The sequence below is a fragment of the Alteromonas gracilis genome, assembly GCF_043642145.1.
In the GTDB taxonomy this organism is placed as follows: Bacteria; Pseudomonadota; Gammaproteobacteria; order Enterobacterales; family Alteromonadaceae; genus Alteromonas; species Alteromonas gracilis_B.
In genome coordinates, this window is sequence record NZ_JBHZRZ010000002.1 from 576,989 (window position 1) to 593,090 (window position 16,102).

The following is a 16,102-nucleotide window of genomic DNA, read 5'->3' on the forward strand; positions in this document are numbered from 1 at the left end:
AAAACCAAGAGATAACACATGATAGAACAAATTAAAGCGAATTTTACCGAGAGTATTCAAACCAAAATAGCAGCGTCAGAGATTCTGCCTGAATACATAGAAAAAGCGGCTTACATGATAGTTGAAGCGCTAATCAGAGGGAACAAAGTACTAAGCTGTGGGAATGGTGGCTCTGCTAGCGTTGCACAACACCTTGCATCAAATATGCTTAACCGTTACGAGCGTGATCGCCCAAGCCTTCCTGCCATAGCGTTAAGTACAGATACCTCAACGCTAACATCTATTGCTAACGACTATAGCTTTGATGAAGTATTTGCCAAACAAGTGCGCGCCCTAGGGCAGCCAGGCGACATACTTTTAGCCACTTCAACCAGCGGCAACTCTCGAAATGTGATTGCAGCAATGGAAGCCGCACTTTCTCGCGACATGACGATTGTTGCACTTACGGGAAAAGATGGCGGTGAAATGGCCGGTTTTTTAAGTGAACACGATGTAGAAATTCGCATTCCATCTAACCGCACGGCACGCATTCAAGAAGTGCATTTATTGGTGGTTCACAATTTATGTGAATGCATTGACGATAGCTTATTCCCCGCTGACCACGGCGACGAGTGATAAATTAATTTATGAGTAAAAAAGTGAAAAATCTTGGAGTTTTGGGTGCTATTTTTGCCCTTATATTTACCTTACAAGGCTGCGTTGTTGCGGTAGGCGCTGCGGGAGCTATGGCCGCAAAAGTGGCCAACGACCGCAGAACAGTAGGCACGCAGCTTGACGATCAAAATGCGGATGCTGCGGTGTCGTATCAGTGGTCGAAAAGTGATGCGCTTAAAGAGCGAGCCAACCTACAGGTTGATGTTTACAATGGCGTTGCCCTATTAACGGGCCAAGCGCCTGATCAGGCGCTAATTGACGAGGCCGTTCGCCGTACGCAAGAAGTCAGCTACATCAAAAAAATACATAACCAAATTCGTATTGGTGAATCTATTGGGGCAGGAACCCAAGCAAACGACATATGGCTAGCATCTAAAGTGCGTACCAAGATTGTTGCCGATGAGCGCGTTCCAGCTTTACAAGTAAAAGTGGTAGTGCAAGATTCTGAAGTGTTTCTTATGGGCCGCTTAACAAATTTAGAGGCCACAGCGGCGGTTGATATCGCTCGCAATATCACGGGAGTAGCCCGCGTGGTAAGGGCGTTCGAAATTGCTCAATAAAGAGCTTGCCACTGCCCTTTTGGTAGCAGGGGCACTCTTTATGGAAATTTTAGACGCCACGGTAATAACCACGGCGTTACCTGTCATTGCTGCCGACTTCAATGTACCGGCAGCCCACTTATCTATTGGCGTATCAGCGTATCTGGTCGCTGTCACCCTGTTTATCCCCTTAAGTGGATTTGTTGCTGATAAGTTTGGTGCTCAAACCATTTTTATTGCGGCCATTACCATTTTCACTATAACGTCTGTACTTTGTGGGTTAAGTACCACCTTGTTAGAATTCACCCTCTCACGCATTCTGCAAGGCTTAGGCGGAGCAATGATGGTTCCTGTTGGACGACTTGTCGTACTACGTGATTTGCCCAAAGAGAAGCTAGTGAAAACGGTGGCTATCATCACATGGCCTGCCTTGAGCGCTCCATTGCTGGGCCCTGTGCTAGGTGGCTATATTGCCACTCACTTCAGCTGGCAGTGGATTTTCTATATGAATATTCCGCTAGGCGTTATCGCTATTATTGCGTCGCTCTATCTGCTTAAAAATACCAAAGGCGACGTAGGAAAGTTCGACATTAAAGGCTTTTTACTGACAGGTATTGGCTTTGCGCTTTTTATGGCGGGGATAGAATTTCTAGCCAGTACCAGCGACAAACTATTTCAGTCTCTTGGCGTTATCGCACTTGGCATGGTGCTTATGATGTTCGCAATACGGCACGTAAAAAAGGCCAAAAACCCGCTGTTTTCTTTTGATGCCATGCAGTACAAAACCTTCAGGCTTTCTGTATATGGCGGTTCTGTAGTACGGATTGCACTTGGCAGTGCGCCTTTTTTACTACCGCTAATGTTGCAGCTTGGACTAGGCTATTCGCCCGTTGAAGCAGGCACGTTGTTGTTGTGGCTTTTTGCCGGCAATTTAGCGATAAAGCCCTTAACCACATGGATTATGAATACGTTCGGGTTTAAGCGCGTATTGGTGTGCAATGGCGTACTTGTCGCACTGGGGTTTGCTGCTCTTGCACTTGTAAATCACACAACTTCGTCGTTTACCATTGCAACAATTCTGTTTATCAATGGCGTAACTCGCTCTATGCACTTAACGCTACTTAACACTATTGCTTTCGCTGACGTACCGCCTAATAAAATGCGAGACGCCAACACCCTTGGCGCTATTCTAATGCAAATGAATCGAGGGCTTGGCATTACGCTATCTGCGCTTGCTATCGCTACTGCGGCGCTCATACTTGACCAAAGTGCTAGCACACCAAACTTGCAAACATTTACCCTTGCTATGCTTTTCATGGGCGCGGTAGCCCTTGTCAGTATTTACGACAGCCTCATGCTCTCAAAAGAAGATGGCCATGCGGTATTAAATAAGCGAAAAGCAAAAAAAGCATAGTCTATTCGCCCTCTATTCATTATTAAACATTATCGCGTCATTTACACTTACACCGCTTTTAACTTTCATTAATCACACTGCTCACAAGAACTTATGACAAATGTCATATTGTATTGATGACGTTTGTGACTAACGCAATGCAGTGCGCTCTTGCATACTTTACCTATAGACAAAACAACATCAGGTAAAGCAAATGGCACAGGTATCACTAAATAATTTACGTTTCAGCAAAGAAAGCAGTGAAGTTTCTCTTGATCAGCAACGCGAAAGCTTTAAACAAAAAAGATTTATCGCCATGCCCATGGCAGGCACAATTGTATGGTCACTCATAGGCATAAGCGCTGCATTTTTATCTGAGCAAGCTATCACTTGGATGCTCTATTTAGGTACCGGGGCCATCTTTTATTTAGGCGCGGGTCTCTCCTACGTAACGGGTGAACGCTTCTTTGATAAGAAGGCACAGAAGAATAGTTTTGATGGCCTTTTCTACATTGGGTTGCTTATGAGTCTACTCGTTTTCGCAATTGCCCTTCCCGTTGCCGCAATTGACCACACCACGGTGCCGCTAAGTATTGGTATTCTTACAGGCTTAATGTGGATGCCATGGTCATGGATAGTTCAGCACTGGGTTGGCTACTTCCACACTGTTACAAGAACATTAGGTATTGTAATGGCATGGTACTTGTTCCCCGAAGCACGTGTTGAAGCCATCTCTGCAGTTATAGTGGCAGTTTACATCGTGTCCTTAATAACCCTAGAACGTCGTTTTCAAGCAATTAACGCTCAATAATTTAATAAGGGAAACAGCATGACTTATCTACTTTTAGCCATTGCCATCGTTACAGAAGTCACCGCCACGCTGCTACTTAAAATGTCGAATGGTTGGGAAAAATGGGCCTTTGGATACGGCGCTATATTTTTCTACGCTGTGTCTGGAATGTTGTTTGCCATGGTACTAAAAAACATGGGAATAGGCGTTGCTTACGCAATCTGGTCTGGAATGGGAATCGCACTTATCACCGCCGCTTCAGTTGTTTTTTGGAAACAAAATTTCGACATTTATGCGGTGCTGGGTATTATGTTAATTATTTCGGGCACGCTGCTAATTACCAGCAAGTCTGCCGTTGTATTTCAATAGGGAAGAAGTACTTACAATGCAAAGTAATAACAGTGTGGTGTCGCACACTAGCCCAGAAAACGAGCACACTGCGCCTGTCATGCCTCTTTTGGCCAGCGGGCGCAAAAAGCGCTGGTCTTACGGGAGCTTGTTTTTTTCTTTATTTTTCTTTGTGCCACTTATTGTATCTCGCCCACTTCCAATTGAAACATGGCTGCTACAAAGCGCCGGTTATCTATGCTTTGTCACCCTTTATATAAAAGCAATCAACCAACCGGCTAAAGCACTCCCTTCTTATTTGCTACTCATGTTTTTACTCTCTGTGGCATTTAGCTTTCAAAACCCTGGTAGTGCCACAATTATTGGCTTCATTGCTTTTATTATAGGTTATTACAACCCCATAAAAACGGGCTTAACTAGCGTTGGCGCAATGATGCTGATACTTGTCTCACTGCATTTAGCCATGTTTGACAATACCAGTTTCCTGCTGAGCGCTTCGCTAATAAATAGCATCGTTTTATTCGGGTTTGGTGTGATGGAGAGAAGAGAAACCCTGCATAGCTTGAAAGAGAGCAAACAAGCTGAAGCGCTAAGGGTGTTGTCTGCTATTGCTGAACGTGAACGCATAGGCCGCGACTTACACGACGTGGCTGGTCACGCGCTAAGCTCCATTTCATTAAAAGCACAACTAGCCGACAAACTTATTACCAAAAACAAAATTGACGAAGCCCATCGCGAAATTAAAGCCCTTGCTCAGCTTTCTCAGTTTTTATTGGGAGATATTCGCCAAGCGGTATCTAACATTAAGCAACTTTCATTAAGCGACGAAATTGCAAAAGATAAAGCGCTGCTGGAAGATAATGGATTTTCAGTTTCAGTCACAATGATGAAGAACATTGAAAAGCTACTTACTGCCAAACAAGAAGGTCAGCTAGCGCTTATTCTAAAAGAGCTAACCACAAATACGTTGCGCTATTCGAAAGGCCACGCTGTTTCTCTTACCTTTGAGTTAAACGAACAATCATTGAAAATAGCCTACAAAGACCATGGTATTGTTGAAAACCTTACGTTAATAAAAGAAGGTAACGGGTTAACCGGCATTAGAGAGCGAGCCGCATTAATAAATGCTGATGTGAGTATTACTTTCACTCCCACCCCTTTGATTAAGGTTCGACTTCCGGTTAACAACGCGCATTTAAATGAGGCGGTAAAATGAATTCTAGCGCAGTAACTAGCGTACTAGTTGTTGAAGATCAGTCATTAGTTCGCGATGCAATTGCAATGCTTCTATCACTTGAAGACGACCTGAACATTGTTGCCAAATGCAGCAACGGACAAGAGGCCATTGAATACTTAAACAGTGCAGAGGCCCCCAATATTATTTTAAGCGATATAGAAATGCCTTTGGTGTCTGGGTTAGATTTAGCGGCCCATGTTGCCAAGCAGAACCTTGATACTAGCCTTGTACTTATGACCACTTTTTCAAAACCTGGTTATATAAAACGCGCATTAGGGTTGGGCGTAAAAGGCTTTATTTTAAAAGAGTCGGACAGTGACTACTTAATAGACGCTATTCAAAAAGTCTCTGCTGGCGAAAAGGTGATATCTGCTGAACTTGCGATCATGGCATTAGACGATAACAACCCACTGTCGCAAAAAGAGATGTCAGCACTAAAACTCGCCTCAGATGGGCTAAAGACACAAGATATTGCCCATTCACTATTCTTATCTGAAGGTACAGTAAGGAATTACCTTTCTGAGGCTATTTCAAAATTAGACGCGACCAATCGCGTAGATGCTGCTCGTATTGCAAAACAAAAGGGTTGGCTGTAACAGCCACTAAAACCAAGTTGTCGCTATAGCAGTTGAAGTAGGAAGGTTGAGTTTTTCAGACAAACTGGAAAGAACGCGTTCAGGGCCATATACAATGCCTTCCTGCTTAGCAGTCCAAACACAAGTCAGAATGCTTGTACCCTTACGCAACTCACACTGCCATTTTTTAGTGACTTCAGCTAGCCGCTCATAGTCATCTTCAATTTCCCAACCACCATCAACGTAATCAACGATAAGCTGCTCAAACTTGGCAAAAGGAATGGACTGAATGATAACCCATTCATTTTTCTTAAACTTATTTTCTAAACGTGATTTCTTAAAACTGGTAAACAATCCCACGCTCCATCTCCGTATGATTGAAAGGCCCGACAACAAGCATCTTTTAGCTATTTCGACACAATTCGATGATGTGTCTAGAAGGCGTAGGGCATGAGCACTTGGCGTCAACCTAGAAGGAAGGTAGCAGGTTTCGCTACACAGATGCCAGAGCGCGCGCTCACTTTCATTATTCTTTATATGCGTATTTTTAGAACAGCTTTAAAACTATGCTAATAATGAAGATAACACAAGAAAAAATAGGCAAAAAAAAGCCAGTCTGTAGACTGGCTTTTACAATGTAACTGTTTGTCGCTATTAGAATTCGGTAGAGAATCTCACGCCGAATTCACTCGCGTCATTGCTTAGAATTTGCAGGATGTAGTCACCTGTATTTAAGCGTGCGTTGTCATAACGCTCGTCAAAAATGTTACGGCCGTAAAGTGCCACAGTGTACGCATCGTCAGCAGGCGTGTAAGCAATGTCAAAGTTAACTAGTTCACGACTGTCAAGCTCGGTCATGCGCTCTGGTGCAGAAGTAGGCTCACCATACATTTCTGAGCGGTAAGAGTAGTCTGCACGCACTCGAATTGATGCGCCGCCTTCAAGGTCGAACGTGTACTGTGGACCAATAGCCAAAGTAAGGTCAGGCGTTAATGGCGCTACTGGGCTAAAGCCAGCTTGCTCTTCCACGTCAACGTCCATGTAACCTACACTGGTCATTACACTGAAGTTTTCGTATGTAAAAGTGGCGTCTAATTCAACACCGCGTGAGGTTTGTTCAACAACCAAGTTTGCTGTGTCAAAACCGCCTTCACTTACACGACTAACCTGATATGGCAGGTCTTCAAACTCTGTATTAAATACCGCGATGCTCATATCAAAGTAGTCATTCACACGACCTTTGATACCCACTTCGTAGTTAGTCGCTGTGATGTTATCTGATGCGGTGAAGCAATTGTTCGCTCGAACTGCTGCTTGCGCGCCTTCGATATCATCGAAACCGCCAGCACCGAAGAACTGGCCAATTAGGCAGTAAGGGCGCGCAGGGTATTGGCCTGACTGATAACCAGACTGAATAGTAGCATAACCTGTCATGCCATTTTCAAACGTATAGTTTGTCGCAAGTTCCCAGGTTACTTCGTCCCAGTCATTCGAATCGAAAATAGTACCAAGCGGGCCAAACACATTAGCAGATGCATCTTTCTCATCTTCCGTATAACGAAGACCACCTGACACGCTTAGCTCGTCAGTTAAATCATGACGGACGTTTACGTAGGCCGCTTTCGACGTAGTTTCTTGGTCAAGTTGAAGTAGATTTGGACCACCGTCGAAGTTAGAGTCTGCACCTTGTCGGTTGCTACCTTCTTCGTTGAAGTAGTAAAGACCAGCTACAAAGTCAGTGTACTCGTTGATGTAGCCATTAAGCTGAAGTTCAACAGAGGTTTGGTCTGCTTCTCCACGCTCTGGGAATTGGTCAAGAGAGAAAACCGTACCGTCATCATCTAGGCCTGCTTTGTACTTAGAGGTACGTTGGCTTGCCACAACTTTTGCCGTGTAGTCTTCGTTGATATCCCACTCTGTAGTTAGTGAAAGACCACGCGCTTCGTTTGACACGCTGGTTACGGCTTCTGTACCCGTTGCGTTGTCGTAACGATCGAAACCATCGGGGATAACGTCAGAGTTACGAAGCTCAACACCTAAACCATTGCCGCCACCAAAGTAGCGATCTGAGCCTACTTCATCAATTAGTACAGTGTAAGGGCGTAGGCCACCGTCACCGTTGTTAGCGTCTGCTGTTAGTACCATACGGAAATCGTTTGAAGGCTCCCATTTAACCGAGATACGGCCTGAGATGTCTTCTGTTTCACCCACATCGTACTCTGCATTTGGTACGTTAAAGAATTCACCAAGACCATCACGCTTGTTGAATGACAGGTTCATGTTAAACGCAAGTTCATCTGATAAACCGTGGTTTACAAAAAGATCAGCTTTAACACGACCACGTGTACCAAACTCGGTATTTACCTTTGTTACATCGCCTTGATCAGGCTCTTTAGTGATGATGTTAATTGCACCACCAATTGAGTTACGACCATAAAGCGTACCTTGTGGACCACGAAGTACCTCAATACGCTCGATATTGTTCAAGCTCCAGTTTTGACCAACCTGGCGGCCTAGGTATACGCCGTCAACGTAAACGCTCACACCTGGATCAGTAGTAATAAGGTGATCTTGAAGGCCGATACCACGAATGAAAGGGTTAACAGATGAAGTGTGGCCAGCAGAGAAACCCGTTACGTTTAGGTTTGGTACAAATTTACCTACGTCTGTTAGGTCAGTAATACCTTGGTCTGCCAGTTTGTCGCCGTCGAAAGCACTGATGGCAATTGGAACTTCATAAATTACTTGAGGGCGTTTTGTTGCAGTAACCGTAATGGCTTCAAATTTTTGCTCTTCAGTTGCTTCGGCTTCTTGAGCAACGGCAATGTTAGAAAGAGCTGGAACGGTCATCGCGACTGCAAGTGCGACAGGTGAAAGCTTACTGGCGAGTGCCTTAGACACGTCAGTATTGGTTTTCATGGTATAACCCCTTTGCGTGAGTGTTAGGTGTAAAAAATGTTTTTTATGTATCGCTTCAAGTTCTTCTTTGGAACTTTTAAAGGCTAAACTCACGGATTCAAGAGGGGCACTTAACCTTGTGCTCATACTGGATTATAGGCAATAAAAAAGTAAGTCGTAATTAAACATTACAAACTTACTTTCAATATAACTCTGCTCTAAAAGTAGAAACTACTTTCCCAGCCCTCTAAAATTCAAGATAAGAATTTAGGCTTGAAGACTGGAACGATATGTTACCGTTACTTTGTGATCTTGCAAAGTAAAATATTACACTTTTACTAAAATAAGTATGCAAAATTAGACTAATTGGTTAAGTGGCATATTAGCATCAATCGATGATAAGCCATCAAATAATCCCTTTATTATCAGACCACTATAAAAACAAAACGCGCATAATGGATGTTTTAGGCAATATCTTTTCGCCCTTGACCAAACGGACAAATATTAACCAGCGCATTTTTCCTCCCAACACCACATACCAATTTTCAATATGAGCATACATTAGCTGAAAAATTTTCTGTCTAATTAAAGCAGTAATAAATTCCAGTCTCCACGGATATCAAAAACCTTCTGCATTTCACGCCACTTTGAGCACATTCATACGACTAATATCTTAGCCATGTTGTCGACAATCCAACCCATGAAAGGTTGAAAACAAAGCTAAAGAGGCATATATTGTCGACATTAGTTTTAAAAAGACCAAATATAGTGCTAGCAAAAAGCGAACAAGCCATAACGAATGCCGACCGTACATTCTTTCAATTACGAAAGGATATTGTTGAAGGCATTATTCCCGCTGGCAGCAAGCTTAGCGAAATGGAATTGTCGACAAAGTACGAAGTCAGCCGTGCAGTTATTCGTGAAGCCATTAATCGATTAGCTACTTGCCATCTTGTTGAACGTAAAGCCAATGTGGGCGCGCGCGTGGTGGCGCTGTCACCTGAGGGCCTTATTCAGCTATATCAAGTGCGCGAAGCATTAGAAGGCATGGCCGCCCGCTTAGCCGCACGCTACATGAGCGATGAAGAGATTGCGGATATGCAGGCGTTGCTCGATAGCCACTTTGATAAAGTGAAAGATGGCCAAAGCTATTACCAAGAAGCCGGCGATGTAGACTTTCACTACAGAATTGTAACTGGCAGTAAAAATGATCATCTTATCAGTGTACTTGTTGATGGGCTGTATCACCTGGTGCGTATGTACCGCGTACAGCTGGGCATGGCTGGCCCACGCGTTAGTACCGCATTTGACGAGCATAGACACATTGTAAATGCCATTGCCAATCGCGACGAAGAACTGGCAGAAATGCTAATGCGCCGCCATATTCTTTATTCAAAAAATAATATAGAGAAGAAGCTTAATCATGGTTAATACCACCTGGCCTTCTTCATACCAAATTCACCTCTACCCTACTTTCAAATAAGCGAGTGACTATCATGAGTGCAGGAAAGAAATTCAGAACCGCATTAGAGAACAACAAACCGCTACAAATTGTCGGTACCATTAACGCCTATACCGCCATGATGGCAAAGGCTATTGGGCACCAAGCTATTTATCTATCAGGTGGCGGCGTAGCGAATGCATCTTATGGACTACCCGATTTAGGCATGACGTCACTTAACGACGTAATTGCAGACGTTCAGCGTATTACCAGCGCATGTGACCTACCGCTGATGGTTGACATCGACACCGGTTGGGGCGGTGCGTTTAATATTGCCAAAACCATTCGCGATATGGAAAAAGCGGGTGCAGCAGCGGTTCATATGGAAGACCAGGTTGCGCAAAAGCGATGCGGTCACCGCCCTAACAAGGAAATTGTTAGCACAGAAGAAATGGTTGACCGCATCAAAGCTGCGGTAGATGCTAGAACCGACCCCGACTTTTTCATCATGGCCCGCACTGACGCATTCGCACAAGAAGGTTTAGAGAAAGCCATTGAACGTGCAAAAGCCTATGTTGCAGCGGGTGCTGACGGCATATTTGCAGAAGCCGTACAAACTGAAGAGCACTACCGTGCATTTTCAGAGGCATTAGACGTACCTATTCTTGCCAATATCACAGAGTTCGGCAAAACCGAACTGTGGAATAAAGAAGAACTTGGTGAATGGGGTGCAGACATGGTGCTTTACCCACTAAGTGCATTCCGTGCCATGAATAAAGCAGCAGAAATGGTGTACAAATCTATACTTGAAAATGGTGATCAAAAAGCTGTTGTCGACAGCATGCAAACACGCATGGAGCTTTACGATTATCTTGGCTACCACGAATACGAGCAGAAGTTAGATGCTCTATTCGCCGAAGGTAAGAACTAATTAAAACACGAATTTAGCTTGAAGTTGGCGGGCACGAAGGTGCAGGGGTGAAGTACAGTTCCCTGCCCCTCCTTGCGAGCGGGAACGATACACAGGGCGTTACCACGCCGTGAACCCATCCATGGGGGCTCCGCCTCGGCATCCATGCCTCAAAGGGGTAACGCACTGTGCACCGCCCCACTTTATCGGAGCCTCGAGCTAACTCTAAGCTGTGATTTTCACCAATTATTATTAAACAGACTTTTAAGTACCTTACAAATTTTACAAGACCGGAGACAACAAGATGGCTAAACAGTTAAGTGGCGCGGGTTTACGCGGCCAAGTTGCAGGTAAAACAGCACTATCAACCGTAGGTAAATCAGGTTCTGGTTTAACGTATCGTGGTTACGACGTAAAAGACTTAGCGCAAAACTGCCAATTTGAAGAAGTGGCGTATCTTATTCTTAAGGGCAAGCTACCTAATCAGTCTGAGCTAGACGTTTATAAAACAAAACTTCGCGGCATGCGCGGCCTTCCAACAGCACTCAAAGAAGTGCTAGAGCGCATTCCAAAAAATGCCCACCCAATGGACGTACTTCGCACAGGCTGCTCAATGCTGGGTAACCTTGAAATGGAAACCAGCTTCGACCAACAACAAGACGTTACCGACCGTATGTTAGCGTGTTTCCCAAGTATTATTTGTTACTGGTACCGCTTCTCGCACGATGGCGTGCGCGTAGATGTTGAAACCGATGACGATTCAATTGGTGGTCACTTCCTACATATGCTTCACGGCGAAAAGCCACGTGAACTGCACGAGCAAGTAATGCACGTTTCGCTAATTCTGTATGCAGAGCACGAATTTAATGCCTCTACTTTTACTGCGCGTGTTTGTGCATCAACCCTATCTGATATGCATTCTTGCGTAACTGGTGCCATCGGCTCACTTCGCGGCCCACTTCACGGTGGTGCGAACGAAGCAGCAATGGAAATGATTGAAGGCTTTGCCTCTGCCGATGATGCTGAAGAAAAAATGATGGGCATGCTTGAGCGTAAAGAGAAAATCATGGGCTTTGGTCACGCGATTTACTCAGAGTCTGATCCGCGTAATGAAATCATCAAGCAATGGTCTGAAAAACTGGCTGCCGATGTGGGCGACGATGTGCTTTATCCTGTGTCAGTTCGCTGTGAAGAAGTGATGTGGCGCGAGAAGAAGCTTTTCTGTAACGCCGATTTCTTCCATGCCTCTGCGTACAACTTTATGGGCATTCCAACGCCATTATTTACGCCAATCTTCGTAATGTCTCGTCTAACTGGTTGGGCAGCACACGTTATGGAACAGCGCGCTGACAACCGTATTATTCGTCCATCAGCAGAATACACAGGCGAAGAGCTTCGCCCAGTACCTGCTATTAGCGAACGTGCTTAAGGCCAAGGTTAACGTTTATGAATATTGATTACCGTAAACCGCTTCCTAACGCGGGTATCGATTTTTTCGATACCCGTGAAGCAGTGGATGCTATTGAACCAGGTGCCTATGCCAAACTGCCTTACACGTCGCGTGTATTGGCTGAAAACTTAGTGCGCAAATGCGCGCCTGAGATGCTAACCGATTCGCTTAAACAGCTTATTTATCGCAAGCGCGACTTAGACTTTCCATGGTTCCCTGCTCGCGTGGTGTGCCACGATATCTTAGGCCAAACGGCACTTGTAGACTTAGCAGGTCTTCGCGATGCCATTGCAGCAAAAGGCGGCGACCCAGCTAAAGTAAACCCGGTTGTGCCAACCCAGCTCATTGTTGACCACTCGCTAGCCGTTGAACACGCAGGTTTTGAAAAAGACGCATTTGAGAAAAACCGCGCTATTGAAGACAGACGTAACGACGACCGTTTTCATTTTATCAACTGGACAAAAACCGCGTTTAAAAACGTGGATGTTATCCCGCCGGGTAACGGCATTATGCACCAAATCAACTTGGAACGTATGTCACCCGTTATTCAAGCCCGAGATGGTGTAGCCTTCCCAGACACTCTGGTAGGTACCGACAGCCACACGCCACATGTTGATGCGCTTGGTGTAATTGCCGTAGGCGTTGGCGGTCTTGAGGCCGAAAGCGTGATGCTAGGCCGTGCGTCTTACATGCGCTTGCCTGACATTGTAGGTGTAGAGCTTACCGGCAAACCACAGCCAGGCATTACCGCAACCGATATCGTATTAGCGTTAACCGAATTCTTGCGTAAAGAGCGTGTTGTATCAGCTTACCTTGAGTTCTACGGTGAGGGTGCATCGCACCTAACGCTAGGTGACCGAGCCACCATTTCGAACATGACACCGGAATACGGCGCCACTGCGGCCATGTTCTATATCGACCAGCAAACTATAGATTACTTGCGCTTAACAGGGCGTGAAGAAAAGCAAATTGCGCTAGTCGAGCAATATGCTAAGCACACAGGTTTATGGGCAGATGATTTAGAAACCGCCGAATACGAGCGCGTACTTACGTTCGACCTGTCTTCTGTAGGTCGTAACATGGCTGGCCCCTCTAACCCTCACGCGCGTTTGCCTACCTGCGACTTGGAAAGTCGAGGTATCGCAGGAAAATGGACAGAAGAAGAAGGCAAAATGCCTGATGGCGCGGTTATTATCGCGGCTATCACCAGCTGTACTAATACATCAAACCCACGCAATGTAATTGCAGCAGGTTTGCTTGCCCGAAATGCCAACGAGCGCGGTTTAACCCGCAAGCCGTGGGTTAAAAGCTCACTAGCACCAGGTTCTAAAGCCGTTAAATTGTACCTTGAAGAAGCTAACTTAATGAGCGAGTTGGAAGATTTAGGCTTTGGCGTAGTAGCATTTGCTTGTACTACCTGTAACGGCATGAGCGGCGCGCTAGACCCTAAAATTCAGCAAGAAATTATCGACCGCGACCTTTACTCAACAGCAGTGTTGTCGGGTAACCGTAACTTCGACGGCCGTATTCACCCTTATGCTAAACAAGCATTCTTGGCATCGCCGCCACTAGTTGTAGCATACGCTATTGCCGGTACCATTCGCTTTGATATTGAAAAAGACGTTTTAGGCACTGACAAAGACGGCAACCCGGTAACGCTTAAAGACATTTGGCCAAGCGACGAAGAAATTGATGCCATTGTCGCGAAGTCAGTGAAGCCGGAGCATTTCAGAAAAGTATATGAGCCTATGTTCGATTTAAGCGTTGACTACGGCAAAGACATTAACCCGCTATACAACTGGCGTGAAATGAGCACCTACATTCGTCGACCGCCCTATTGGGAAGGTGCAATGGATGCCGAGCGCACCATGAAAGGTATGCGTCCGCTTGCTATTTTGGGTGACAACATCACTACCGATCACTTGTCGCCATCAAACGCTATTTTAGCCAGCAGTGCAGCGGGTGAGTACCTTCATAAAATGGGCTTACCAGAAGAAGACTTTAACTCGTATGCTACACACCGCGGTGACCACTTAACCGCGCAGCGCGCGACCCTTGCGAACCCGAAAGTGTTCAACGAGATGGTGCTTGAAAACGGTGAAGTGAAGCAAGGCTCTTTGGCGCGCGTTGAGCCAGAAGGCCAAGTTATGCGCATGTGGGAGGCCATTGAAACCTACATGAACCGCAGACAAGCGCTAATTATTGTTGCTGGCGCTGACTATGGTCAGGGCTCATCGCGAGACTGGGCGGCTAAGGGCGTTCGTCTTGCAGGCGTTGAAGTGATTGTAGCCGAGGGCTTCGAGCGTATTCACCGAACTAACCTTATTGGTATGGGTGTTCTACCGCTAGAGTTTAAACCTGGTACAACACGTAAAACCCTAGAGCTAGACGGTACGGAAACCTACGACGTTAACGGCGAACCGTCACCGGGCGCAACGCTAACGCTAGTAGTAAACCGCAAAAACGGTGAGCAGCTAGAAGTGCCCGTAACCTGCCGCTTAGATACTGGCGAAGAAGTCTCTATTTACAGCGCAGGCGGTGTACTACAACGCTTCGCCAAAGACTTCTTGGAAGCTGAAGCTAGCTGAGGGGAAAAACATGACAAAGTATGCGCCACAACTTCGAGTACCGGCTACCTATATGCGAGGCGGTACTAGTAAGGGTGTTTTTTTTAATTTAACCGACTTACCAGAAGCCGCGCAAAAGCCGGGGCCTGCGCGTGATGCCCTGCTTCTGCGCGTTATTGGCAGCCCCGACCCTTACGGTAAGCAAACCGACGGGATGGGCGGTGCCACTTCAAGCACTAGCAAAACCGTGATCTTGAGCACGAGCGAGCGTGATGGCTACGACGTAGACTATTTATTTGGTCAGGTTGCTATCGACAAACCCTTTGTAGATTGGAGTGGTAACTGCGGCAACTTAACCGCAGCGGTTGGCGCGTTTGCCATTAGCAATGGGCTAGTAGATAAAAGCAAGGTTCCTGACAACGGCATGGCTACCGTTAATATTTGGCAAGCCAATATCAATAAAGCCATTATTGCCAAGGTGCCAATCACTAACGGCGAAGTGCAGGAGACCGGAGACTTCGAGCTTGACGGTGTCACCTTCCCGGCTGCAGAAGTGGAAGTGGCATTTGTCGACCCAGCTGATGGCGAAGGCGCTATTTTCCCTACAGGGCGCTTGGTCGACACACTTGAAGTACCGGGGGTTGGCTCTCTTCAGGCGACGATGATAAACGCAGGTATCCCTACTATTTTCATCAACGCAGAAGATGTTGGCTACACCGGCACTGAGCTACAAGACGATATTAACAGTGATGCAGAGGCGCTCTCTAAGTTCGAAGCCATTCGCGCCCATGGTGCAGTGCAAATGGGTTTGATTAAAGATGTGGGGGAAGCCGCGAATAGGCAGCACACACCAAAGGTCGCTTTTGTTGCTCCTCCGCAAGGATACAAAGCATCGAGCGGTAAAGATGTTTTAGGCTCTGACATTGATGTACTTGTTCGGGCTTTATCAATGGGCAAACTGCATCACGCAATGATGGGCACAGCTGCGGTAGCTATTGCAGCCGCTGCCGCTATTCCTGGAACGCTGGTAAATATAGCTGCTGGTGGAAAAGACAGAGAGTCGGTGACCTTTGGACACCCATCAGGCACGCTGAGAGTAGGTGCAAAAGCAACGTTTGAACACGAAAAGTGGTTTATTCAACAAGCGGTTATGAGTAGAAGTGCCCGTGTTCTAATGGAAGGTTTAGTTAGGGTTCCCGTTGAGCAAAGTTGATATTAGGTTAGTTGCTGACGCACAAAATATAAGAGTTATACTATTTAGACAAAGGTCTAAAAAGCCCTCAATTTGAGGGCTTTTTTG

14 protein-coding genes are annotated in these 16,102 nt (G+C 45.8%); 12 read left to right on the plus strand and 2 right to left on the minus strand.

The genetic code is table 11. The features are described from left to right. Positions 1-18 precede the first annotated feature (18 nt). The 7 genes from ACHUFN_RS06595 (at position 19) to ACHUFN_RS06625 (ending at position 5,557) form a co-directional block, all read left to right on the plus strand. The gene (locus ACHUFN_RS06595; RefSeq protein ID WP_394221515.1) at positions 19-615 is read left to right on the plus strand and encodes a phosphoheptose isomerase; all 597 of its coding nucleotides are present in this window, start codon (positions 19-21) and stop codon (positions 613-615) included. Positions 616-638: 23 nt separating this feature from the next. Continuing rightward, positions 639-1,214, plus strand: a complete 576-nt coding sequence (locus tag ACHUFN_RS06600) for a BON domain-containing protein (protein WP_394221516.1) — start codon at positions 639-641, stop codon at positions 1,212-1,214. A 40-nt stretch (positions 1,215-1,254) separates the two neighbouring features. Then, positions 1,255-2,607, plus strand: a complete 1,353-nt coding sequence (locus tag ACHUFN_RS06605; RefSeq protein WP_394221517.1) for an MFS transporter — start codon at positions 1,255-1,257, stop codon at positions 2,605-2,607. A 193-nt stretch (positions 2,608-2,800) separates the two neighbouring features. After that, complete coding sequence (locus tag ACHUFN_RS06610) at positions 2,801-3,397, plus strand: DUF7010 family protein (protein WP_394221518.1); 597 nt, start codon at positions 2,801-2,803, stop codon at positions 3,395-3,397. Positions 3,398-3,415: 18 nt separating this feature from the next. Next, positions 3,416-3,745, plus strand: a complete 330-nt coding sequence (locus ACHUFN_RS06615) for a DMT family transporter (RefSeq protein WP_394221520.1) — start codon at positions 3,416-3,418, stop codon at positions 3,743-3,745. Between the two features lie 16 nt (positions 3,746-3,761). After that, positions 3,762-4,940, plus strand: a complete 1,179-nt coding sequence (locus ACHUFN_RS06620) for a sensor histidine kinase (RefSeq protein WP_394221521.1) — start codon at positions 3,762-3,764, stop codon at positions 4,938-4,940. Further along, entirely contained in the window at positions 4,937-5,557 is a 621-nt protein-coding gene (locus tag ACHUFN_RS06625) for a response regulator transcription factor (RefSeq protein WP_394221522.1), read from the plus strand. Before ACHUFN_RS06620 ends, ACHUFN_RS06625 begins: the two co-directional genes overlap by 4 nt. 6 nt (positions 5,558-5,563) lie before the next feature. Here ACHUFN_RS06625 and ACHUFN_RS06630 read toward each other — a convergent pair whose 3' ends face one another. Both ACHUFN_RS06630 and ACHUFN_RS06635 read right to left on the minus strand, forming a co-directional pair. Then, entirely contained in the window at positions 5,564-5,896 is a 333-nt protein-coding gene (locus tag ACHUFN_RS06630; protein ID WP_394221523.1) for a hypothetical protein, read from the minus strand. Positions 5,897-6,190: 294 nt separating this feature from the next. Then, a complete protein-coding gene (locus tag ACHUFN_RS06635) occupies positions 6,191-8,455 on the minus strand; it encodes a TonB-dependent receptor (RefSeq protein ID WP_394221524.1) in 2,265 nt (754 codons plus the stop codon). A 747-nt stretch (positions 8,456-9,202) separates the two neighbouring features. Here ACHUFN_RS06635 and ACHUFN_RS06640 point away from each other — a divergent pair. The 5 genes from ACHUFN_RS06640 (at position 9,203) to prpF (ending at position 16,015) form a co-directional block, all read left to right on the plus strand. Further along, positions 9,203-9,865 carry a GntR family transcriptional regulator gene (locus ACHUFN_RS06640; protein WP_014950532.1) on the plus strand — a complete coding sequence of 221 codons (663 nt, stop codon included), beginning with the start codon at positions 9,203-9,205 and terminating at the stop codon, positions 9,863-9,865. A 65-nt stretch (positions 9,866-9,930) separates the two neighbouring features. Beyond that, positions 9,931-10,806 (plus strand): methylisocitrate lyase, encoded by an 876-nt coding sequence (prpB, locus tag ACHUFN_RS06645; protein ID WP_394221525.1) that lies wholly within the window; start codon positions 9,931-9,933, stop codon positions 10,804-10,806. Between the two features lie 283 nt (positions 10,807-11,089). Beyond that, positions 11,090-12,214: a bifunctional 2-methylcitrate synthase/citrate synthase gene (gene prpC / locus ACHUFN_RS06650; protein ID WP_394221526.1), complete on the plus strand. Its 1,125-nt coding sequence runs from the start codon at positions 11,090-11,092 to the stop codon at positions 12,212-12,214. A 17-nt stretch (positions 12,215-12,231) separates the two neighbouring features. Continuing rightward, on the plus strand, positions 12,232-14,823 hold the full coding sequence (gene acnD / locus ACHUFN_RS06655) for a Fe/S-dependent 2-methylisocitrate dehydratase AcnD (protein ID WP_394221527.1): 2,592 nt from the start codon (positions 12,232-12,234) through the stop codon (positions 14,821-14,823). A gap of 10 nt (positions 14,824-14,833) precedes the next feature. Then, on the plus strand, positions 14,834-16,015 hold the full coding sequence (gene prpF, locus ACHUFN_RS06660; protein WP_394221528.1) for a 2-methylaconitate cis-trans isomerase PrpF: 1,182 nt from the start codon (positions 14,834-14,836) through the stop codon (positions 16,013-16,015). Positions 16,016-16,102: the final 87 nt, after the last annotated feature.